Annotated in this window: 19 protein-coding genes; 3 read left to right on the top strand and 16 right to left on the bottom strand. The window is 59.9% G+C overall.

The window, feature by feature from the left end; genetic code table 11:
- Positions 1-3: 3 nt before the first annotated feature.
- The 10 genes from HB680_RS25405 to HB680_RS25450 form a co-directional block, all read right to left on the bottom strand.
- Positions 4-1,365 (bottom strand): OprD family porin, encoded by a 1,362-nt coding sequence (locus tag HB680_RS25405; protein WP_213941163.1) that lies wholly within the window; start codon positions 1,363-1,365, stop codon positions 4-6.
- Between the two features lie 114 nt (positions 1,366-1,479).
- On the bottom strand, positions 1,480-2,835 hold the full coding sequence (locus HB680_RS25410; protein WP_213941164.1) for an aromatic acid/H+ symport family MFS transporter: 1,356 nt from the start codon (positions 2,833-2,835) through the stop codon (positions 1,480-1,482).
- 208 nt (positions 2,836-3,043) lie between these two features.
- A complete protein-coding gene (dmpG, locus tag HB680_RS25415) occupies positions 3,044-4,063 on the bottom strand; it encodes a 4-hydroxy-2-oxovalerate aldolase (protein ID WP_213941165.1) in 1,020 nt (339 codons plus the stop codon).
- 10 nt (positions 4,064-4,073) lie between these two features.
- The gene (locus HB680_RS25420) at positions 4,074-5,012 is read right to left on the bottom strand and encodes an acetaldehyde dehydrogenase (acetylating) (protein ID WP_213941166.1); all 939 of its coding nucleotides are present in this window, start codon (positions 5,010-5,012) and stop codon (positions 4,074-4,076) included.
- Between the two features lie 13 nt (positions 5,013-5,025).
- A complete protein-coding gene (locus HB680_RS25425; RefSeq protein ID WP_213941167.1) occupies positions 5,026-5,217 on the bottom strand; it encodes a 2-hydroxymuconate tautomerase in 192 nt (63 codons plus the stop codon).
- A gap of 10 nt (positions 5,218-5,227) precedes the next feature.
- A complete protein-coding gene (gene dmpH, locus HB680_RS25430) occupies positions 5,228-6,028 on the bottom strand; it encodes a 2-oxo-3-hexenedioate decarboxylase (RefSeq protein WP_213941168.1) in 801 nt (266 codons plus the stop codon).
- Between the two features lie 11 nt (positions 6,029-6,039).
- Positions 6,040-6,822: a 2-oxopent-4-enoate hydratase gene (dmpE, locus tag HB680_RS25435; RefSeq protein WP_213941169.1), complete on the bottom strand. Its 783-nt coding sequence runs from the start codon at positions 6,820-6,822 to the stop codon at positions 6,040-6,042.
- Positions 6,823-6,830: 8 nt separating this feature from the next.
- Positions 6,831-8,285 (bottom strand): 2-hydroxymuconic semialdehyde dehydrogenase, encoded by a 1,455-nt coding sequence (locus HB680_RS25440; protein ID WP_346657418.1) that lies wholly within the window; start codon positions 8,283-8,285, stop codon positions 6,831-6,833.
- A gap of 5 nt (positions 8,286-8,290) precedes the next feature.
- Positions 8,291-8,962: a class II aldolase/adducin family protein gene (locus HB680_RS25445; protein ID WP_213941286.1), complete on the bottom strand. Its 672-nt coding sequence runs from the start codon at positions 8,960-8,962 to the stop codon at positions 8,291-8,293.
- A gap of 29 nt (positions 8,963-8,991) precedes the next feature.
- A complete protein-coding gene (locus tag HB680_RS25450) occupies positions 8,992-9,855 on the bottom strand; it encodes a VOC family protein (protein ID WP_213941171.1) in 864 nt (287 codons plus the stop codon).
- Positions 9,856-9,961: 106 nt separating this feature from the next.
- On the opposite strand from HB680_RS25450, the gene HB680_RS25455 reads away from it, so the two are divergent.
- The 3 genes from HB680_RS25455 (at position 9,962) to HB680_RS25465 (ending at position 13,175) form a co-directional block, all read left to right on the top strand.
- Positions 9,962-10,879 (top strand): LysR family transcriptional regulator, encoded by a 918-nt coding sequence (locus tag HB680_RS25455; protein WP_213941172.1) that lies wholly within the window; start codon positions 9,962-9,964, stop codon positions 10,877-10,879.
- Between the two features lie 121 nt (positions 10,880-11,000).
- Positions 11,001-12,131, top strand: coding sequence for a carbon-nitrogen hydrolase family protein (locus HB680_RS25460; protein ID WP_213941173.1), 1,131 nt, complete (start codon positions 11,001-11,003; stop codon positions 12,129-12,131).
- A gap of 3 nt (positions 12,132-12,134) precedes the next feature.
- Positions 12,135-13,175 (top strand): AraC family transcriptional regulator, encoded by a 1,041-nt coding sequence (locus tag HB680_RS25465; protein ID WP_213941174.1) that lies wholly within the window; start codon positions 12,135-12,137, stop codon positions 13,173-13,175.
- Between the two features lie 351 nt (positions 13,176-13,526).
- On the opposite strand, the gene HB680_RS25470 is transcribed toward HB680_RS25465, so the two are convergent.
- The 6 genes from HB680_RS25470 to clpP form a co-directional block, all read right to left on the bottom strand.
- Positions 13,527-14,348 carry a DUF2242 domain-containing protein gene (locus HB680_RS25470; protein WP_213941175.1) on the bottom strand — a complete coding sequence of 274 codons (822 nt, stop codon included), beginning with the start codon at positions 14,346-14,348 and terminating at the stop codon, positions 13,527-13,529.
- Positions 14,349-14,575: 227 nt separating this feature from the next.
- The gene (locus HB680_RS25475) at positions 14,576-16,447 is read right to left on the bottom strand and encodes a SurA N-terminal domain-containing protein (RefSeq protein ID WP_213941176.1); all 1,872 of its coding nucleotides are present in this window, start codon (positions 16,445-16,447) and stop codon (positions 14,576-14,578) included.
- Positions 16,448-16,680: 233 nt separating this feature from the next.
- A complete protein-coding gene (locus HB680_RS25480; protein WP_002552737.1) occupies positions 16,681-16,953 on the bottom strand; it encodes an HU family DNA-binding protein in 273 nt (90 codons plus the stop codon).
- Between the two features lie 148 nt (positions 16,954-17,101).
- Positions 17,102-19,498, bottom strand: a complete 2,397-nt coding sequence (lon, locus tag HB680_RS25485) for an endopeptidase La (protein WP_054053842.1) — start codon at positions 19,496-19,498, stop codon at positions 17,102-17,104.
- A 162-nt stretch (positions 19,499-19,660) separates the two neighbouring features.
- Entirely contained in the window at positions 19,661-20,944 is a 1,284-nt protein-coding gene (gene clpX, locus HB680_RS25490; protein WP_007901798.1) for an ATP-dependent Clp protease ATP-binding subunit ClpX, read from the bottom strand.
- Between the two features lie 112 nt (positions 20,945-21,056).
- Complete coding sequence (gene clpP, locus HB680_RS25495) at positions 21,057-21,692, bottom strand: ATP-dependent Clp endopeptidase proteolytic subunit ClpP (RefSeq protein ID WP_008148423.1); 636 nt, start codon at positions 21,690-21,692, stop codon at positions 21,057-21,059.
- Between the last annotated feature and the right edge of the window lie 9 nt (positions 21,693-21,701).

The raw sequence follows: 21,701 nt of genomic DNA on the forward strand, positions 1-21,701 counted from the left end.
TCCTCAGAAAAACGCATGGGTGTAAGTCAGGTACAGGCGGTTTTCGTCCAGGTCCCGCTGCGTGGCGACGCTGCTGCGCAGCATCGCGTTGCGCCAGGACACCGCAAAGCCTTTGACCGGGCCACTCTGGAAGGCATAGGACACCACCAGATCACGCTCCCATTCATGCTGGTCGCCCTGATCGGACTTGATGTCGCCGCCGCGCTGATAGGTGACCTGACTGGTCAGGCCCGGCACCCCGACGCTGGCAAAGTTGTAGCCGTATTGCGCGACCCAGGTGTTCTCGCCGGCCCGCTGGAAACGCGCGCCTGTCTGGCGGTCGGTGATCAGGTACGTGGCCGAACCGTCACCCTGGTTCAGGAACGGAAAATCGCTGGAGCCATTGAGGTGCTGATAGCCGAGGCTGACCGCATGCCCGCCCAGGTTGTAGGTGAACAACCCGGCCAACACGCGGTTATCCACTTCGCCGTTGTTGTGATACCCGCTGCTTCGATAACCCTCGGCGCGTCCGGCGGCGCTGCCGTTGCGTCCGTCCGAGGTGCTGTCGAAAAATCGCAGGTCGCTTTTCAAGCTGCCGACGGGCAATGCGAGGGTATGAACCAGGCCGACAAAGTGCTGCTGGTAGAAGTTTTCCAGGTCACCGTAGTAGTACTGCAACAGCAGATTGGGCCGCAGGGTGTAGTCGACCCCGGCGTAGTAGAACTGATTGCTGCGCTGGCCGGCCGGGCCGCCGGCACCGCTGATGGCCAAGTCTTCGTTGTTCGATGAGTTGCGGCTTTTCACGCCGCTCAACCGGCCGCCAATCAGGGTGAAGTTCTCAAAATCCATCGAGGTGGCCTGCCAGCCTTCAAAGGTTTCCGGCAGCAAGCGACCGTCGTTAAAGACCACCACCGGCAACTTCGGTTTGAGCGTGCCGACTTTCAGTTCGGTCTTGGCAATCCGCATCTTGCCGGTCAGGCCCAGGCTGCTGAAGTCATTGACCGCACGCCCGTCGCTGTCGGTCGGGAAGACAAAACCACCCTGGTTGACGCTGTTGGGGTTGCCGTGCCGGCCCTTGCCGGAATCCAGGCGCACGCCGAGCATGCCCAGCGCATCGACGCCAAATCCCACCGGTCCCTGGGTGTAGCCGGAAGCGAAGTTGAGGATGAAACCCTGGCCCCACTCCTCCAGCTTCGACGGTTTCGCCGGGCCGCTGCGGTTGTCCTGATTGAAGTAAACGTTGCGCAGTTCCAGGCTGGCTTTCGAGTCGTCGATAAAGCCTGCGGCCCGGACATCCAGTGGCCACTGCGCAACCGCGCCAATCGCCAAGGCCAGAGGAACAAAACGCGCACGCAGGGAGGCCGTTTTCAGTACGGTGGTTTTCATGGTGGTACCCGTGTCTTTTATTGTTATGAGAGTGCCGCGGCCAATCGCGGGCAAAGCGTGGCCGCGCTGCCGTTGCCGGCAGTGGTTCGGGGTTGTGTCAGTGGTCGGGGTGAATCAGTTGGGTAACGGTGGCGCGTCCGGGCCCCGCGCCTTGTTGCGCTCGGTCAGGCGTTGCAGGGAAAAGATCGCGATCGAGCCGAACAGCGCCGGAATGGCGAGGGCGATAAAGAACACCGAGGGCTGCCCCAGTTGCGCAATCAACCAGGCGCCAAGCACCGAGCCGATGATCGAACCGACCCGGCCGTTGGCCATGGCCCAACTCACCCCCGTTGCCCGGGCCGCCGTCGGGTAGATGCTCGCCGACAACAGGTTGAGGCCGTTCTGCGCACCGGCAATGCCGAAGCCGACCATAAACACTGTGAGCCCAAGCCAGAAGGCATCGGCCAAGGCAAAACCGACCAGGGCAATCACCAGCGCGGCCCCCAGATAAGCCAGGCCCAGCACGCGATAAGGACTGACCCGATCCATCAGCAAAGCCATCAGAATCGCGCCAACCGTGCCACCCAGCGGCACCATCGCGCCGATCCGCGCCGCGCTGGCGATGTCGTAACCGGCGTCCTTGAGGATGCTCGGCAACCAACTGGTCAGCAGGTAAAACACAAACAGCGAGCAGAAGAAGGTGCCCCACAGCAACACCGTGCGCAGCGCCCGGCCTTCGATAAACAGTTGCGAAATCGGCGAGCGCACCGCGACCGGACTTTGCGGTTCAACGAAGGTGATGTCCGCCAGATCCGTGCGGCCGGTGATCCTGCTCATCACTTTGCGCAAGGCTTCGGCGTAGCGCGGATGGGTCGCCATGAAACGCACCGACTCGGGTAACAGCCAGACCAGCAGCGGCAGCAACAGCAACGGCACCAGCCCGCCAATCATCAGCACCCCACGCCAGCCGAACAACGGAATGATCTGGCTCGCCACGGCACCGCCCAGCGCCAGGCCGGTGGTAAAGCCGCTGTAGCTCAAGGTCACCATGATCATCCGCCGCCGGGCCGGTGAATATTCCGAGCTCAAGGTAATGCAGGTGGGCATCGCGCCGCCCAGACCGATGCCGGTCAGAAAGCGCAAGGCCGTGAGCATGTCGATGGAGGTCGAATAGGCGGAAGCGAGCGTGCCGAGGCTGAAAATCAACACCGACACCAGCAAGACCTTCTTGCGTCCATAGGCATCGGCCACCGGACCAAACACGAACGCGCCGACCATCAGGCCCATCAGGCCAGCACCGAAGGCCGGGGACAACTGGCTCGGCTGCAGCCCCCATTCCTGGCGCAGCGCAGGGGCAATGTAGCCAATCACGGCGGTGTCGAAACCGTCCACCAGCACCACCAGAAAGCACAGGACCAGCACCATGATCTGGTAGGCGGAAATCCTGTTGTTATCGATCATTTCGCCAATATTGGCGGTGTTGCGGTTCATGGGTGTTCCCCTTTTATTGGATTTGTCTTGGGGTGAAGCGATTGCAACGCAAAGCAGCAGGTGTAACGACGACTCCTTGAATAACGAAGATCCCTGTGGGAGCGAGCTTGCTCGCGATAGCGGTGGATCAGTCGACCTCTGTGTTGAATGTGAGTCGGCTATCGCGAGCAAGCTCGCTCCCACAGTTGGATGCGGGTGTGCTTGAGGGTCAGCGCTCCAGCAGGTCCAGCGCCACATCAACAATCATGTCTTCCTGGCCACCGATCATTCGGCGTTTGCCCAGTTCCACCAGGATGTCCACAGCCTTAAGGCCATAACGCGCCGCAGCGACTTCGGCATGGCGCAGGAAGCTCGAATAGACCCCGGCATAACCCAGCGCCAACGTCTCGCGATCGACCCGGACGGGGCGATCCTGCAACGGCCGAACGATGTCGTCCGCCGCATCCATCAGCGCGTACAAATCGGTGCCATGGTTCCAGCCCAGGCGATCGGCGGCGGCGATAAACACTTCCAGCGGCGCGTTACCGGCACCGGCGCCCATGCCGGCGAGGCTGGCGTCGATCCGGTCACAGCCCTCCTCCACCGCAACAATGGAATTGGCCACCCCCAGCGACAGATTATGGTGGGCGTGCATGCCGGTTTCGGTCTCGGGTTTGAGCACGGCCTTGACCGCGCGGAACCGATCACGAATGTCCTGCATGCTCATGGCGCCACCGGAATCCACTACGTAGATACACGTGGCGCCGTAGCTCTCCATTTTCTTCGCTTCGACGGCCAGGTTCTCCGGGCTGGTGAGGTGGCTCATCATCAGGAAACCGACGGTGTCCATGCCCAGGGTCCGGGCGTATTCGATGTGCTGGCGGGAGCAGTCGGCTTCAGTGCAATGGGTCGCCACGCGCACCACTCGCGCGCCGGCGTTATACGCTGCCTTGAGGTCATGCACGGTGCCGATGCCGGGTAACAACAGCGTGGCGACTTTGGCGTGGCTGATCACATCGCTGACGGCCTCGATCCATTCCAGATCGGTATGCGCGCCGAACCCGTAGTTGAAACTCGAGCCTTGCAAGCCATCGCCATGGGCCACTTCGATGGAATCGACACGCGCCAGATCCAGGGCGCGGGCGATGGTCTGCACGTTGTCGATGGAGTACTGATGACGCACCGCATGACTGCCGTCACGCAGGGTGACGTCGCTGATATAGAGCTTTTTGCCGGGATTGAAGGTCATGGGGTCTGCCTCACAGAGTCATCGATTGCGCCATGCGTTCGGCGGTGGCCAGCGCAGCGGACGTCATGATGTCGAGATTGCCGGCGTAGGCTGGCAGGTAATGAGCGGCGCCTTCGACTTCGAGAAACACCGTGGTCTTCAAACCGCTGAAGCGCCCGAGACCGGGGATATTCAGTGGCGCATCCGGGGCAATCACTTCGAACTGGACCTTTTGCTTGAGGCGATAGCCCGGCACGTAAGCGTTGACCGCGGCGGCCATTTCCTCGATCGAGGCTTCGATCCGTCCCTGGTCAGCGGCTTCGGACAGCACGTACACGGTATCGCGCATCATCAACGGCGGCTCGGCCGGGTTGAGCACAATGATTGCCTTGCCCTTCCCCGCGCCGCCCACGGCTTCGATGGCCTGGGCCGTGGTTTCGGTGAACTCGTCGATATTGGCGCGGGTGCCGGGACCTGCCGACTTGCTGCTGATGGACGCGATGATTTCCGCGTAATGCACCTTGGCGACACGGGAAACTGCCGCCACGATCGGAATCGTGGCCTGACCGCCGCAGGTCACCATGTTGACGTTGAGCGCGCGCAGATTGGCTTCCAGGTTCACCACCGGAACGCAGTACGGGCCGATGGCCGCCGGTGTCAGGTCGATCAGGCGAATGTCGGCCTTGTGCTGGCGCAGGAACGCATCGTTGTGCACATGGGCGGTGGCCGACGTCGCATCAAACACGAAATCGATGTCGGCGAATTCGGCCATGTTCACCAGGCCTTCAACGCCCTCGTGGGTGGTCGCAACGCCCAGGCGTCGGGCCCGCTCCAGGCCATCGGAGCTCGCCTCGATCCCGACCATCACCGCCATCTGCAAATGCCGGGCGTTGCGCAAAATCTTGATCATCAGGTCGGTGCCGATATTGCCGGAACCAATGATGGCGACTTTTTTCTTGTGTTCACTCATCTCGTTTCTCATCTCAGCGACCCAAGGCCTTGACCGTTTTACCGGCGATCCCGAAATCGGTTTTCGGCATCTCGGTGATGATCACCCGCACCGACTCCCGAGGTGCCTGGATCGACTCCACGGCGGCGTCGGTCAGTGCCGCGATCAACCGCGCCTTCTGTTCCTCGTCGCGGCCTTCAATCAGAAAAACCTGCATGATGGGCATGTCGTGTTCCTCAGGAGTGTTTGGAGGCAAAGCGCATGGAGACGCTGCCCAGGTGCTGGTAACGCACGGTGATCTGATCGCCGGCCTGCACCGCGATGGCCTCGGTCATGCCGCCGGTCATGATGAAACACCCGGCCGGCAGTTCCCGCCCCTGGGCGCCGAGCATATTCGCGAGCATCGCCACGCTTTGCGCCGGGTGCCCGAGCACGGCCGCACCGGCGGCAGTGGCGACCACTTCGCCGTTCTTTTCCAGCACCACGCCGAGGCATTTCAGGTCGATGCCCAACGGACTGCGCGCCTGGCCACCGGTAACGAAACGGGCGGACGAGGTGTTGTCGGCGATCACGCTTTTGAGGTCGAAACGGAAGTTTTCGTAGCGCGAATCGATCACCTCGACCGCCGGCAAAATGAAATCGGTGGCGGCCAACACGTCACCGATATGCACGCCAGGCCCCTTCAACGGGTGCTTGAGGACAAACGCAATTTCCGCCTCGACCTTGGGGTGAATCAGCGAATTGATGTCGATCACCGAGCCATCCAGGCACGAGCCATAATCGGTGAGGAAGCCGTGAATCGGCTCGGTGACGCCCATTTGCTTCATTTTCGCAAAGGAGGTCAGGCCCATTTTCAAGCCGGCGATGCGCACACCACGCGCTTGTTTGTTGGCGCGGATCGCATCCTGGATCGCGTAAGCGTCTTCCCAATCCATGTCGGGATGGGCGTCGGTAATCTTGGCCACGGCTTCGCGATTGAGCTCGGCGTTTTCCAGGTGTTGCGCCAGTTCGGCGATGGTTGCTGCTGACAGATTCATGGGGTTGTCCTTCAAACAAATCGAACGGAAGCCGAGCCGATACCGCCCAGGCTGATGCGCAGTTGATCGCCCGGCTGCACGGGCACCATGGCCGCCAGCGAGCCGGACAAAATCACCTCGCCCTTTTTCAAACCGATGCCGAGGCGACCGAGGGTGTTGGCCAGCCACACCACCGCATTCGCCGGGTGCCCAAGGGCGGCGGCACCGGCGCCGGTGGCGACGATCTCGCCGTTTTTCTCCAGGGTCATGCCGACGCAGGCCAAGTCGATGTCCCGAGGATCTGCGGTGCTGTCGCCGAGGACGAAAGCGGCAGCCGACGCGTTGTCGGCGACGGTGTCCTGGATGCGGATCTTCCAGTCCTTGATCCGCGAATCGACGATCTCGAAGCACGGCATCACATACGCGGTGGCGCGAATCACATCCGCCACCGTAACGCCCGGCCCGGTCAGGTCTTCTTTCAGCACAAAGGCGATTTCACCCTCGGCCTTGGGCGCGATCAGGTCGGCGCAGGACAATGCCGCGCCGTCGCTGTAGAGCATGTCGCTGAGCAGGTGGCCGAAGTCCGGCTGATCGACGCCGAGCATGTCCATCACCACTTGGCTGGTGACGCCGATCTTTTTGCCGATCACCCGGTGCCCGGCGTCGAGCCGAGGCTGGATCATCGCCAACTGGATCTGATAAGCGTCCTCCACGGTGAGGTGCGGGTATTGCTCGGTCAGCGGTGCCAGCGGCCGCCGCTCGATCAGGGCTTCGTGCAATCGCGCGCCGAGCAGGTTCAGGTTTTGAGCGGTCATGGTCGTCCTCACAAGCGGATGCAGACGTTGCGCAGTTCGGTGTAGAACTCCAGGGAATGCACGCCGCCTTCGCGGCCGATGCCCGATTGTTTCGACCCGCCGAACGCGGTGCGCAGGTCGCGCAGGAACCACGAGTTGATCCAGCAAATGCCGACATCCAGGGCGGCGCCCAGGCGATGGGCGACTTGCAGATCGGTGGTCCAGACACTGGCGGCCAGGCCGTAGGGGGTGTCGTTGACCAGGCGCACGACTTCGTCTTCATCATCAAAGGGTGCGATGTGGCAGCACGGGCCGAAGATTTCTTCGCGCACCACGGCCGAGGTTTCCGGCAGCCCGATCCAGATCGTCGGTTGTACCCAGGCGCCTTCGGCCAGTTCCGCCGGCATGTCCGGAATCCCGCCGCCGGTCACCACCGTGGCGCCGTCCCGTGCGGCTTGCTGGTAGTAGCTCAAGACCTTTTGCCGATGGCCGATGGAAACCAGTGGGCCCATGGTCACGCCGGGGGCGTTCGGCGCGCCGATCTTGATGGCTTCTGCGCGAACTTTCAGGGCGTCGACAAAGCGTTCGAATAGCGGGCGTTGCACGTACACGCGCTCGGTGCCCAGGCACACCTGACCGCTGTTTTCGAACACGGCACGGGCAATGCCGGCCACGGCTTTGTCCAGGTCGGCGTCGGCAAATACCACACCGGCGTTTTTGCCGCCCAATTCCAGCGACACCGGGCGCACCCCTTTGGAGGCGGCTTTCATGATCGCTTCGCCGGTGCCGGTTTCGCCGGTGAAGGTGATGCCGTCGACATCCGGATGATCCGTGAGAAACGCCCCGGCCGAGTTTTCGCCAAAGCCGTGGACCACGTTGTACACCCCCGGTGGAACACCGGCGTCCAGCATCACTTCGCCGAGCAACGTGGCGGTGGCCGGGGTTTCTTCGGAAGGCTTGACCACCACGGTGTTGCCGCAGGCCAAGGCCGGGCCGACTTTCCAGGTCATCAGCAACAGCGGCAGGTTCCAGGGACAGATCACACCGATCACGCCGCGAGGGTTGCGCACCGCGTAGTTGATCGCCTTGCCGCCGTCCGGGGTGTCCATGGTGAAGCTTTCGGTGGGCACGTTGCGGATCAGGTCGGCGAACACCTTGAAATTGGCCGCGCCGCGCGGGATGTCGAGATGACTGGCCAGGCTGTGCGGCTTGCCGGTGTCGGCCACTTCGGCGGCCACAAACTCTTCGGCGCGCTGCTCGATGCCCTCGGCGACCTTGTGCAACAACGCGGTGCGCTGGGCGACGGTCATTTTGCCCCATGGGCCATTCAGGGCCGCGCGGGCGGCTTTGACGGCGGCGTCCACTTGCTCGCGACCGGCCTCATGCACCGGGCCGATCACGCTGTTGTCCGCCGGGTTGCGGTTGTCGAAAGTGCGCACACCTTCAACCCATTGATTGTCGATGAAGTTACGGAAGTGGCTGATCATGGTTAGTGCTCTTCTCTTGTAATGAGGCTGCGCTCGGCGTCGCCGGCGGTCAGGTAATCCCACATGCGCTCGAAAATCCGTCCGCTGGTCGTGGCGCGCAGGCTGGCTTCGGCGACGCTGAGCTGCGGCGCCTGATCGGCAACCCCGGCGGCCAGCAGTTGCAGTTCGATGCGGGCGGCGTCTTCCAGGTACCAATTGAGCGTCAGGGCTTCCACCAGGGAGGCGCCGACCACGATGGCGCCGTTGCCGCGCATCACCAGGGCGCTGGAGATGCCCAGCAAATCGGCCAGGGCGGCGGCTTGCAGGTCATCGCGCAGCAGTTGCGGGTCGTCCCATAGCGGCACGCCGTCCTTGAAATACGCGCCCATGCCATGGCGCAATTGGGGGGTCAGGCCGGCGCAGGAAAGCGTCATGACCTGCATCGGCATGCTGCGGATGATCGCGTTGACCTGCGGCCGGCGCTGATAGATCTGCTGGTGAATCCGCACTTCCCCCAGCACCCCGTCCGGCAAGGCGCCTGCAATCGGCACCCGCACACCGGCGTCTCCCGGCTCGATCAGCCCCATGGGTTTGGCGGCACACACCAGAAAAGACTCGGCGTCCAGACGCAGGCTGCAATGACCGTAGGCATGCACCAGGCCGGCCCGGGCCAACGCTCGGGCGGTCACCCGCAGTTCGGCCTGCTGCACCGGGCTTGCGCCACTCACGACTTGAACTCCGCAATGTCCGGCTTCGAGCCCCAGGCACAGAACGAAGACGTGACCAGAGGAAACTGCCGTGGTTGATAAGTGGCTTCGTCCTCGGGGGAGATATGGCTGACGCCGGTGGAGTACTCGTAGATCATTCCGTCCGGGCCTTCGAAGTACAGGAACATCGCGCCTGAGGTCGGGTGCCGGCCCGGGCCGAATAGAATCTTGATCCCCCGCTCGCGCAGGAAGTACCAGGCGCGCATCACGTCATCGATGCTCTCGACCTGATGGTTGATGTGCTGCACACCGGCATGCGCCGAGGGAAACAAGGCGATTTTGTGATGCACATCATCGATGCGCAGCAACGGTGCATCACCGATCCAGTCGCTGACGCGGGCGTTGGCCAGGCGCGTCCAGAAGGCTTCATCGCGCTTGGCATCGGTGGTGCGCAGGCCGATATGGCTGAAGCCAGTGATGCCGGCGTCGCGGGTCGGGAAATAGCGGCTGCCGCTGGCATCGGGGCGCAACACAAGCTCGATCTGGTTGCCACTGGGGTCACGAAAATGAATCAGTTCCTTGACCGCCCGCAGCTCGGCTTCTTCACGGCTGCCATGCCGCACGGCGAACCCGTTGTCTTCAAGCAACTGCGCGGCGTGGTCGAGTTCGTCCCAGGTGCTGATCTCAAAGGCGGTAGTGGATTCCCGAGGATCGCCTTCGTAATAGCAAAGCGTGTGATCGCGGCTGTCGGAGCGAAAGTAGATCGCGCCATTGGCTTCCCGGGCCACTTGCAGGCCGAGCATCTGAGTGGCGTACAAGCGAGCCTGAGCGAGATCCGCCGTGCCCAGGCGCACGTAGCGGATGTCATGCAGATTGATCATGAAGGTGCCTCGTGAATTTATTCTTGTCTGGACACGATCCTCGCCCGCAGGCTCAAATAGCAGAAGCAAATTCTAGTTATTCAATCTATTTGATCTGGTTATAGTCATGCGCACAGACCTGAATCTATTGCGAGTCCTGCTGGCCATTCACGACTGCGGCAACGTCACCGCCGCCGCCAAACGCCTGGGCATGAGCCAGCCGGCCGCCAGCGCGGCGTTGTCGCGGTTGCGCCAGTCACTGGCAGATCCGTTGTTCGTACGCTCCGGCACCGCCATGGAAGCCACACCGCGAGCGCGCAGCATTGTCGAGCGCACTCGCGAAGTCATCGCCACCATCGATCAGGAGATCCTGCCGAGCCCGACGTTTGACCCGGCGCTCAGCACCGAGGAATTCACTTTTTGTCTCAGTGAAATTGGGGAAGTGGTGTTTTTGCCGGCGATCTTCGACCGCCTGCGCACCCAGGCCCCGAATGCGAAAATTCGCTGTGTGAGCCTGGCGCCCAAGGATTTGCTGGAAGCGTTACGCGAAGGAAAAGTCGACTCGGTGCTGGGTTATTTTCCCGATCTGGATGCGCCGAACATTTATCAGCAGCGTCTGTTTTCCCATGACCTGGTGTGCCTGATCCGCCAGGACCATCACATCACCGATGCAAAACTCTCAATCGACGCCTTCTGCAGCCTGGAGCACCTGCAAGTGCGCGATGGCAGTCGTAGCCAGGAAATGTACGAAAGCCATCTCGCGAGCCTGGGGATCAAACGCAACATCGTGCTGCAGATGTCGCACTACATGAGCATGGCCGCGATCATCGAGCGCTCCGATCTGGTGGTGGTATTACCGCGCACCGTCGCCAATCTGTATGCGCAACACTCCGCAGTCAGATTGATCGAACCGCCGGTGGAGATTCCACTCTACAACCTCAAGCACCACTGGCATGCGCGCTACCAAAAAGACCCGCGGCATCTTTGGCTGCGCAAGCAGGTCCTGGAATTATTTGGCAGTCACGACACGCCCATGACCGTTTGAAACGAAAAAAGCGCCGGGGATAAGGACGGATCCTTTTGCCAACCCGTTGTTTTGCCGTAGGCTTGACGCCAATTTGAATGCAAAACCATGAACCCTGCACAAGGCTGTAAACTGCTTTCCCATGCGTAAACTTCTGTACCTGACCTTTTCCATGGCGCTCGTCGCCGCTCTTACGACCTACGCCATGTGGGCCGCGGACCGTCCGGTGGGTCATTACCTGTCGGACCTGCGGATCAATCTGGCGGTCGATCAAGGCACCCCGGCCGATCGCGGCAACCTGCTGGGCATCCAGCCCGAGCTGTTCCCCACCGACTACCAAAGCCCCGAGCGCCTGCATCGCAAGCTCGCGGCCTATCTGCAAAAGGCCCAGGACCAGGGTCTGTTGAACGAAAAAACCATCGTCGTGCTGCCTGAGCATGTCGGCACCTGGCTGATGGTCAGCGGCGAGAAAGATGAGCTGTATCAGGCCAGCACCCTCAAGGAAGCCATGAACTGGCTGGCGGCGAGTAACCCGTTGCAGTTCGTCCGCGCCCTGATCAGCGCCACGGGCACCAATCGTCTCGATGACGCTCACCTGCGCATGAAAGCCAAAGGCATGGCCAAGGATTACCAGGCGCTGTTCGGCGGGCTCGCGAAAGAGTTCCACGTGACGCTGGTGGCCGGCTCCATCGTGTTGCCCGAGCCGAGTGTTCGCGACGGCATCCTGAAAATCGGTCGTGGTGCGTTGTTCAATAGCAGCGTGGTGTTTGGTCGCGATGGTTTGCCGATCGGTCAGCCGCAGCGGCAGATGCATCCGGTTTTTGATGAACAGGACACCCTCGCCGCCAACACCGAGCACACGGTCAACGTGATCGACACCCCGGCTGGACGCCTGGGCATCCTGATCGGCAGCGACAGTTGGTACCCGGACAATTACCGCAAACTCGACGAGCAGGGTGCGCAACTGGTGGCGGTGCCGGCATTCGTGGTCGGGCACGGAACGTGGGACAAACCGTGGCGCGGCTACAAGGGCGCGTCGACACCGGGTTCCGTCAGCCTCAAGGCCGGCGAACTCAGCGAAGGCCAGGCCTGGCATCGCCTGACGCTGATCGCCCAGCCACCCAGCAGTCAGGCGATTGCCGGCATGAGTGTGTTCCTGCGCGGGCAGTTCTGGGACAAGGGCAGCGCCGGTCAGAGCTTTCTCAGCAGCAATGGCCAGCACTCCGCCGACAGCGATACCCGTGGCGCACGCTTGCTGAACCTCTGGTTGTAAACCATGAAGCCGCAGCCGATGCGCCTCGGGGATTTGTCGGTGGGCTTTGTTCACAGCCTGGCCGACGCCGTGCGCAGCCATGGCGCCGATCCTCAGCCATTACTCGACCAGTACGGCCTCGATGCCGCCCGCCTCGGTGAAGCCGGCGCGCGGCTGTCAATCCCGCGCTACATGCGCCTGGGCCACGGGGCAATTCAGCTGACCGGCGACCCGGCGCTGGGCTTGCGCATGGGCCGGCTCAGTCGCTTGAGTCAGGCCGGTCTGGCTGGCGTCACCGCCGCCCAGGCGCCGACGGTGCGGGAAGCCGCGCGTTGCCTGATCCGCTTCGAAGCCTTGTACGGCTCCAACTATCGCGGCCAATCGAGCTTTCACGAAGACGCCAAGGGGGCGTGGCTGCGTTTCTATTCCATCAGCCCCTACAACGCCTACAACCGCTTCGTGGTGGATTCGATCATCGCCGGCTGGTTGCAGCAGTTGTCCAGCGTGAGCCCTGCCCCGCTGCGCGCGGAACGCATCGAGATCGAGTTCGACGAACCGGATTATCGTGACGCCTACAGTGTGTTGGGCGACTGCCCGATCCAGTTCGGCGCTGAACACAATCAACTGCGCCTGAGCCTGGCCAGCCTCGCCCAGCGCAACCCGCAACACTGCCCGAGCACCTGGAAGCACCTGCTGCAATTGTGTGAACGGGAACTGGAACAGCTGACACGCACCCGCAGCCTGCGTGAACGCATCACTCAGTTGCTGGGGCCGTTGCTCAATGGCGGCCGGGAACCCGACCTGGAAGAAGTGGCGGCACGCTTGAAGCTGCCAACCTGGACCTTGCGTCGCAAACTCGCCGAGGAAGGCACGCAATTCCGTGCAATTCTCAACGACACTCGCCGCGACCTGGCCATGACCTACATTCGCGATACCGAACTGGTGTTCGGGGAAATCGCCTATCTGCTGGGCTTTGCCTCAGCCGAAGCCTTTCAACGGGCCTTCAAGCGCTGGAACGGCCAGACACCCGGCGAGTATCGCCGCAGTCATCGCCAATCCGCGTAAAGGCTTAAAGCTCAGTAGCGTCTTCGGCCGGTTCCAGCGGATCCAGTTCAAACGCCGAATACTCGAGCAACTCTTCTTGATAATCGTCCATTGTGATGTTCCCCCTTTCACTCATTAAAAATGGCCTGATCAAATGACCAGCGCCTTGAGCATAAAGTGCCCGCGTGAAAGAAAAATGACGTTCACACGACACTCTGCCGCTACTGAATAAAACGTAGCAGGTGGTCAGGAATTTATCACAGGATTTTTTCGATGCAGGCCGTAGGACAATGGCCTGGTCTGACGTGGGTCAAGCTTGATGGCGGCTACGGGAGTGTGTCGACTGACGCGCTCCCGTAACGCCTGGATCGCTTACTGGGCCGGGATGGGTTCGCTTGGGGGCGGCATGTTATCCGGATGTGTCGGTGGCGTGATGGTCTCGGCGGCTGGAGCCGGTTCGGACGTTTCGGCAGGAGCAATCGGTGCTGCTTCCGGAGGCGGTGCAACAGGCTCCGAGCTGACGGGAGCCGCTTCAACCGGTGCCGGCGCCGCTACGGGCTCTGCGGCAGGTGCCGGGGTTGGCGCCAGCGCCGCCGGGGCTGCCTTGGCTTCAGGCACGCCGAGGTCGGTTTTCGGCTTCTCGACGATATGCGCGGCTTTCTTCGCTTCCGGCGGCAGGAACAATTCCACCAGGGTAAAGAAGCGCTCGTAGAACTTGGCCGAGGACACGGTTTCGCTGGCGACCTTGACCATCGAATCATCGGACGAGCCGATCGGCATCGACACCGAACCCAACACGCCAACACCGAGGCTGGCGGAGTTGTTGGTCTTCTTCAGCGCATAGCGGTCCTGCAAGGCGTTGGCAAACATGGTCGCGTGGTGGCCTTCGGAACCATCATCGGCACACACCACACTGAAGCTGATCTCCATGTGGGTCTCACCGGTCTGCTGGAAGCTCTTGTGCCCGCTGACCAGTTTCGGATCGCTGCTGGTGATGATGTAACCCTGGCTGAGCAACGCACGACGCGCGGCTTCGCAGGTCTGGGCATCAGTCACCGGGTAGCTGCGCGAAAACGTCCCGGAATCGTCGAAGTTCTCATGCTCATAGATGGCGGCTTTTTTCGACGAGCAACCGGCAGCAACGGCCAGCACCAGTGCCAGCCCTACAACACGCATGGGAATTGATCTAAACATTGAACATCCTGAGAGAAAACGGTCCGGGGCGTATTGTGCAACAGAACGATGCTTAGGTGCGCATCGATTAGTGTCTTAAAACGGTTACAGGTGTGTTGACCGCTATATGTGGGAAAAGTCGCACATATTCATGACTTCCCGATGGGCAGGGCCGAATTTTTGATCGCCTACAAAAAACCCCGGCCTTTCGACCGGGGTTCTTGTGTAGCGCGAAACTCAGTCAGCCATCAATAACGCTTGATGTCAGCCTCGCCTTCCAGCTGCTTGCGGTAGGCCGCAAAGTCTTGCTGGCCGATGCGCGACGCGAGGAAGCGACGGTATTGCGCCTTCTCTTCATCGGTCGGCGCCGCGGCTTCGTTCACGCCGTTCAGACGCACGATCACCAGGCCACCGTCGGCCAGGGTCACGCTGCTGAACGTCGGCTTGTCCTTGGCGGCAGGCTTGGGCATACGGAACAGCGCTTGCAGCACGGTTGGGTCGACCCCTTCCTGTGCGCGAGTGGCGGCCGCGGTGACTTTCCAGTTCTGACCGTCAATCGCCTTGTCCAGCGGTGTCTTGCCGTCACGCAGGCTGGCGATCAACTGATCAGCCTTGGTCTTGGCGGCAGCACTGGCGTGCTCCTTGGCCAATTGCGTACGGATGCTGGCGGCAACGCTTTCGAGCGGCAACTGCGAAGGCTTCAAGTGCTCCTTGGCGCGCAACACAATCACGGTTTCCGGATCGAGCTCGATGGCGGTGCTGTTGGCACCTTCATCCAGCACTTCAGGACTGAACGCTGCAGTGACCACGGCACGGTTGGCCGCAACACCTTCGCCACCTTCACGGCCGAACGGCGCGGAAGTATGGACGGTCAGCTTCAAGTCTTGCGCTGGCTGGGCCAGATCGGAAGCTTCGAACGACGAGTCTTCCAGTTGCTTGGTCGCCTCGACGAAACGCTGCTCGACCTGCTGGGTTTTCAGCTCACGGGTCAGCTTGCCTTTGAGGCTGGCAAACGTCGGAACTTCAGGCGCTTCAACACCCAACAGCTTGATCAGGTGGAAACCGAAATCAGTGCGGATAGGCTCCGACACTTGATCTTTGGCCAACGAATACAGGGCTTTTTCAAACGCTGGATCGTAGACGCCAGGACCGGCGTAACCGAGGTCACCGCCGTTGTTCGCCGAACCCGGATCCTGGGAGAATTCCTTGGCCAACGCCTCGAACTTCTCGCCTTTGGCCAGGCGCGCCTGCACTTCTTCGATCTTGGCTTTGGCTTGCGCCTCGGTCACTTTGTCGTTCACTTCGATCAGAATGTGCGCAGCCCGGCGTTGTTCGGCCAGGTTGGCAGTTTCTTTCTGATACGCCGCTTGCAGGTCTTCGTCCTTGACGGCGACCTGATCAAAGAAGGAAGACTTCTTCAATTCCAGGTAATCGATGACCACCTGATCCGGCGTCATGAATTCCTTGGCGTGTTCGTCGTAGTAAGCCTTGACCTCATCGTCGGTCAGTTTCACCGCCGCAGGGTCAGCATTGATGTTCAGGGTCGCGAAATCGCGGGTCTGTTTTTCCAGACGGGCGAAGGCCAGAACCTGTGCATCCGTGACGAAACCACTGCCAGCCAGGCCAGCACGCAGCTGACCGATCAGCATTTCCTGAGCCAGCATCTGGCGGAATTGCATACGGCTGTAGCCCAGTTGACGGATCACCTGGTCGAAACGCTCAGCGCTGAACTTGCCGTCGACCTGGAATTCAGGCGTCTGCAGGATCACCTGGTCCAAAGCGGCTTCGGAGAAAGCGAATTTCGATTTTTCAGCGCCTTGCAGCAGCAGCTTGCGATCGATCAGGCCTTTGAGGGCCGATTCGCGCAGCATTTTTTCGTCAAGCAAGGACGCGTCGAAATCCTTGCCCAGCTGTTGCATCAGCTGACGGCGTTGCATGTCGACGGCTTGGCTCAGCTCGTTCTGGCTGATTTCTTCGCCGTTGACCTTGGCCGCATCATTGCTGTGCGTCGTGGCCTTGAAAATGGCGTCGAAACCGGTCAAAGCCATCAGTGCAACGATGACTCCGATAATGGTCTTGGCAATCCAGCCTTGTGAATTGTCCCTGATATTCTGCAGCATGCGTCCCCCAGAAACGGTTGAACTTCAAAATTAGGCAACCGTGGAGCGTGGGTAGAATCCGGATAGAAGAAAGGCGCATCCGGGGATGCGCCTTCTCGTAACTGGCGGAGCGGACCGAGGGTTCGAACTTGCGACCCTCGGTGTCTCAGATCAACGACTTGTTGGCTGGACTACCGCTCCGCTGCCAGGTCAGGCATGACCCCGACCCGGATAGGCAAAAACCTGAATCGAACTTAGTTGACAGCTTCTTTCAGTGCTTTACCGGCTTTGAAACCTGGTTTTTTGGCTGCAGCGATTTCCAGCGTTTTACCGGTCTGTGGGTTACGACCGATGCGAGCTGGACGATCAGTCACGGAGAACGTACCGAAACCAACCAGAACAACGGAGTCGCCAGCCTTGAGAGCGCCAGTGACGGATTCGATTACAGCGTCCAGCGCACGGCCAGCAGCAGCTTTCGGGATATCAGCGGATGCAGCGATAGCATCAATCAGTTCCGACTTGTTCACTCTAAGTCCCCTTATATCTATTTGAGTATGATTCTAAGTTTTTTGGTGAAAGCAAAAACGAGTGCTGAATGGCCAACAGACACTTAAGAGCCGCTTTATAACAAGGGCTCTAAAAAGCTGTCAAGGAAGCCCCCCAGGCAAATGCGTACTAATGCGTGCTAATTCTTTCCTTAGAGTCAGACTCGCGTTTTTCATCCTTTGCAACTATCTCCGGAGCCACATCCGGCAAGGGCTCCGGCGCGTATTGCAGCGCAATTTGCAGGACCTCGTCAATCCATTTAACCGGTTTAATCTGAAGATCCTGCTTAATATTGTCAGGAATTTCCTTCAGATCGCGTACGTTCTCTTCAGGAATGATCACCGTCTTGATCCCGCCACGGTGAGCCGCCAACAGTTTTTCCTTCAAACCACCGATCGCCAGCACCTGGCCACGCAAGGTAATTTCGCCGGTCATGGCGACGTCTGCGCGTACAGGAATCCCGGTCAATGCTGACACCAGGGCCGTGCACATGCCTACACCAGCGCTAGGGCCGTCTTTCGGGGTCGCCCCTTCCGGCATGTGGATGTGCGTGTCGCGCTTCTCGTGGAAGTCCAGGGGGATCCCCAGGCTCTTCGCACGGCTGCGGACCACGGTCAGGGCTGCGGTGATCGATTCGACCATCACATCACCCAGGGAACCGGTCTTGATCAACTGACCTTTGCCCGGCACGACAGCCGCTTCGATGGTCAGCAGTTCGCCGCCCACCTGAGTCCACGCCAGGCCGGTCACCTGACCGATCTGATCCTGGGATTCAGCCAGGCCGTAGCGGAATTTACGCACACCGAGGAAGTGTTCCAGCATGTCTGCGGTGACCTTCACCGAAAAGCGTTTTTCCAGTGCGTGCTCTTTGACCGTCTTGCGGCAAACCTTGGCAATCTGGCGCTCAAGCCCCCGTACACCGGCTTCACGGGTGTAGTAGCGGATGATGTCGCGGATCGCTTCGGCGTCGAATTCCAGCTCGCCTTTCTTCAAGCCATTGGCAGCAATCTGCTTCGGCGAGAGGTATTTGACGGCAATGTTGATCTTCTCGTCTTCGGTGTAGCCCGGCAGACGAATCACTTCCATCCGGTCCAGTAGCGCCGGCGGGATGTTCATGGAGTTGGAGGTGCAAAGGAACATCACATCGGACAGGTCGTAGTCGACTTCCAGATAGTGATCGTTGAAATTGTGGTTCTGCTCTGGATCGAGCACTTCCAGCAACGCCGACGCCGGGTCACCACGCATGTCGCTGCCCATTTTGTCGATTTCATCGAGCAGGAACAGCGGGTTGCGCACGCCCACCTTTGTCATCTTTTGAATCAATCTTCCTGGCATCGAACCGATGTAAGTACGGCGATGACCACGGATTTCCGCTTCATCACGCACGCCACCGAGTGCCATACGGACGAATTTGCGGTTGGTGGCGTGAGCAATCGACTCCGCCAGGGAAGTTTTACCCACCCCAGGAGGACCGACCAGGCACAACACCGGACCACGAATCTTCTTCACGCGCTTTTGCACGGCGAGGTATTCGAGGATGCGTTCTTTGACTTCGTCCAGACCGTAGTGGTCAGCGTCGAGAATGTCTTCTGCACGGGCCAGGTCCAGACGCACCTTGCTCTGAGCCTTCCACGGCACCTGAACCAGCCAGTCGATGTACGAACGCACCACTGTCGCTTCTGCGGACATTGGCGACATTTGTTTCAGCTTGTTCAGTTCACCCTGGGCCTTGGCCAAGGCGTCTTTCGGCAGGCCAGCGGCATCGATGCGCTTTTTCAGCTCTTCGATTTCGTTGTGGCCCTCTTCGCTGTCCCCGAGTTCTTTCTGAATGGCCTTCATCTGCTCATTCAGGTAGTACTCGCGCTGACTGCGCTCCATTTGTTTTTTGACGCGACCGCGAATACGTTTTTCGACTTGCAGCAGGTCGATCTCGGCATCCAGCAACGCCAGGACGTGCTCGACCCGGGCCGACAAATCGATGATTTCGAGGATTTCCTGCTTCTGCTCGATCTTCAGGGCCATGTGCGCGGCCATGGTGTCGACCAGGCGGCCTGGCTCGTCGATGCTGTTGAGCGACGACAGGACTTCAGCCGGGACTTTCTTGCCCAGCTGCACATATTGTTCGAACTGAGCCAACAGGCTGCGCACAAACACTTCCGACTCGCGTTCAGGCGCGTCAACTTCGTCAATCAGCGAGACTTCGGCACGAAGGTGGCCGTCCACTTCGCTGAAGCGCTCCACGGCGCCCCGCTGCTCGCCTTCGACCAGAACCTTGACGGTGCCGTCAGGCAGCTTGAGCAATTGCAGAACGGTAGCAATGGTACCTACGCGATAAAGTGCTTCTTCACCGGGGTCGTCGTCAGCAGGGTTTCTCTGAGCCAGCAGAAGGATCTGCTTGTCGCCCGTCATCGCAGCCTCGAGGGCTTCGATGGATTTCTCGCGCCCCACGAACAGCGGGATAACCATGTGCGGATAAACCACGACATCACGCAATGGCAAGAGAGGCAATTCGATGGTTGTCTTCATGATTTCGCCTCTACGGCGGCCATAAGGCCGTAAACAGATGGAAGTAAGCTTGAAACCAAGATGGGGGCTGCTTTCAAAAAAAACAAGCGCAAAGAGGGTGTTAAAAACGCTTTAAAAGAAAAGGGGCCCGAAGGCCCCTTCTTTGTTCCAGCAGCGTGACGCTTAAGCGTCTGGCGCGGCCTTGGCGGTCGGCTCACTGTTTTCGTAGATATACAGTGGCTTGGACTTGCCTTCGATAACACTTTCGTCGATCACTACTTTACTCACCTCAGACTGCGAGGGGATTTCATACATAGTGTCGAGCAATACACCTTCGAGAATCGAGCGCAGGCCACGGGCACCGGTTTTGCGTTCCAGGGCACGTTTGGCGACCGATTTCAGTGCGTCGGCCCGGAATTCCAGGTCCACGCCTTCCATCTCGAACAACTTGGCGTATTGCTTGGTCAGAGCATTTTTCGGCTCGGTGAGGATCTGCATCAAAGCAGCTTCATCAAGCTCGTCCAGCGTCGCGAGGACCGGCAGACGACCGACGAATTCCGGGATCAGACCGAACTTGACCAGATCGTCAGGCTCGACTTCACGCAGGGATTCACCGACTTTCTTGCCTTCTTCCTTGCTGCGCACTTCTGCGTTGAAACCAATGCCGCCCTTGGTGGAACGGTTTTGAATAACCTTTTCCAGACCGGAGAACGCACCACCGCAGATGAACAGGATGTTACGGGTGTCGACCTGAAGGAATTCCTGCTGCGGATGCTTGCGGCCACCTTGCGGCGGAACGGAAGCGACCGTGCCTTCGATCAACTTGAGCAGGGCCTGCTGCACGCCTTCACCGGAAACGTCCCGGGTGATCGACGGGTTGTCAGACTTGCGCGAGATCTTGTCGATCTCATCGATGTAGACAATGCCCATCTGGGCTTTTTCTACGTCGTAATCGCACTTCTGCAGCAGCTTCTGAATGATGTTCTCGACATCTTCACCTACGTAACCCGCCTCGGTGAGGGTGGTTGCGTCGGCGATGGTGAACGGAACGTTCAGCAAGCGGGCCAGTGTTTCGGCAAGCAGGGTTTTACCCGAGCCTGTCGGGCCGATCAGCAAGATGTTGCTTTTGCCGAGTTCGACGTCGTCATTCTTTTTGTCGCGCTGGTTCAGACGCTTGTAGTGGTTGTACACCGCTACGGCCAGAACCTTTTTCGCACGCTCCTGACCAATCACGTACTGATCAAGGATGCCGCTGATTTCTTTAGGCGATGGCAATTTATGCGCGCTGCTCTCGGCCTGGGCTTCCTGCACCTCCTCACGGATGATGTCATTGCACAGGTCGACGCACTCGTCGCAAATAAAGACCGAGGGGCCGGCAATCAATTTGCGCACTTCATGCTGGCTTTTGCCACAGAAGGAGCAATAGAGCAGCTTGCCGTTGTCCTCGCCGTTGCGGGTGTCAGTCATTCGTTCGATCCAAATCCGATAGGCTTGCAACACAAGATGAAGGCTATTGCGGGCTTTTTCAAGCCCGCTGGTGATCGGAGCAGCCGACCACCCCTATTTTGAGCTGCTTATTTTAAGCGGGGCGCTGACTGATCACTTCATCGATCAGCCCGTATTCACGCGCGGCTTCTGCACTCATGAAGTTATCGCGGTTGGTATCGCGCTCGATTTCTTCAAGGGTGTGCCCGCTATGCTTGGCCATCAGCGTGTTGAGACGCTCACGAATGAAGAGGATTTCCTTGGCATGGATTTCGATATCCGACGCCTGGCCCTGGAAACCGCCCAATGGCTGGTGAATCATCACACGCGAGTTCGGCAGGCAGAAACGCTTGCCGGCGGCACCGGCCGTCAGCAGGAACGCGCCCATGCTGCACGCCTGTCCAATACAGGTGGTCGATACGTTGGGTTTGATGAACTGCATGGTGTCGTAGATCGACATGCCCGCTGTCACCGAACCGCCCGGGGAGTTGATATAGAGATGGATGTCCTTGTCCGGGTTTTCCGCTTCAAGGAACAGCAGTTGCGCACAAATCAGGTTAGCCATGTAGTCCTCTACCGGGCCAACCAGAAAGATCACTCGCTCCTTGAGAAGGCGCGAATAGATGTCGTAGGCGCGCTCGCCACGAGCGGACTGCTCGACAACCATCGGGACCAGGCCGCCTGCGGCCTGGATATCAGAGTTCTGCTGAATATACGAATTACGGAACATGCTCTGCAG

It is taken from the genome of Pseudomonas sp. dw_612 (genome assembly GCF_018449725.1).
GTDB lineage: Bacteria > Pseudomonadota > Gammaproteobacteria > Pseudomonadales > Pseudomonadaceae > Aquipseudomonas.

Bases quoted from the DNA above. Each gene is read 5' to 3' on its own strand.
- HB680_RS25405 (WP_213941163.1), bottom strand. From the start codon at position 1,365: ATGAAAACCACCGTACTGAAAACGGCCTCCCTGCGTGCGCGTTTTGTT.
- HB680_RS25410 (WP_213941164.1), bottom strand. From the start codon at position 2,835: ATGAACCGCAACACCGCCAATATTGGCGAAATGATCGATAACAACAGG.
- dmpG (WP_213941165.1), bottom strand. From the start codon at position 4,063: ATGACCTTCAATCCCGGCAAAAAGCTCTATATCAGCGACGTCACCCTG.
- HB680_RS25420 (WP_213941166.1), bottom strand. From the start codon at position 5,012: ATGAGTGAACACAAGAAAAAAGTCGCCATCATTGGTTCCGGCAATATC.
- HB680_RS25425 (WP_213941167.1), bottom strand. From the start codon at position 5,217: ATGCCCATCATGCAGGTTTTTCTGATTGAAGGCCGCGACGAGGAACAG.
- dmpH (WP_213941168.1), bottom strand. From the start codon at position 6,028: ATGAATCTGTCAGCAGCAACCATCGCCGAACTGGCGCAACACCTGGAA.
- dmpE (WP_213941169.1), bottom strand. From the start codon at position 6,822: ATGACCGCTCAAAACCTGAACCTGCTCGGCGCGCGATTGCACGAAGCC.
- HB680_RS25450 (WP_213941171.1), bottom strand. From the start codon at position 9,855: ATGATCAATCTGCATGACATCCGCTACGTGCGCCTGGGCACGGCGGAT.
- HB680_RS25455 (WP_213941172.1), top strand. From the start codon at position 9,962: ATGCGCACAGACCTGAATCTATTGCGAGTCCTGCTGGCCATTCACGAC.
- HB680_RS25460 (WP_213941173.1), top strand. From the start codon at position 11,001: ATGCGTAAACTTCTGTACCTGACCTTTTCCATGGCGCTCGTCGCCGCT.
- HB680_RS25465 (WP_213941174.1), top strand. From the start codon at position 12,135: ATGAAGCCGCAGCCGATGCGCCTCGGGGATTTGTCGGTGGGCTTTGTT.
- HB680_RS25470 (WP_213941175.1), bottom strand. From the start codon at position 14,348: ATGTTTAGATCAATTCCCATGCGTGTTGTAGGGCTGGCACTGGTGCTG.
- HB680_RS25475 (WP_213941176.1), bottom strand. From the start codon at position 16,447: ATGCTGCAGAATATCAGGGACAATTCACAAGGCTGGATTGCCAAGACC.
- lon (WP_054053842.1), bottom strand. From the start codon at position 19,498: ATGAAGACAACCATCGAATTGCCTCTCTTGCCATTGCGTGATGTCGTG.
- clpX (WP_007901798.1), bottom strand. From the start codon at position 20,944: ATGACTGACACCCGCAACGGCGAGGACAACGGCAAGCTGCTCTATTGC.
- clpP (WP_008148423.1), bottom strand. From the start codon at position 21,692: ATGTTCCGTAATTCGTATATTCAGCAGAACTCTGATATCCAGGCCGCA.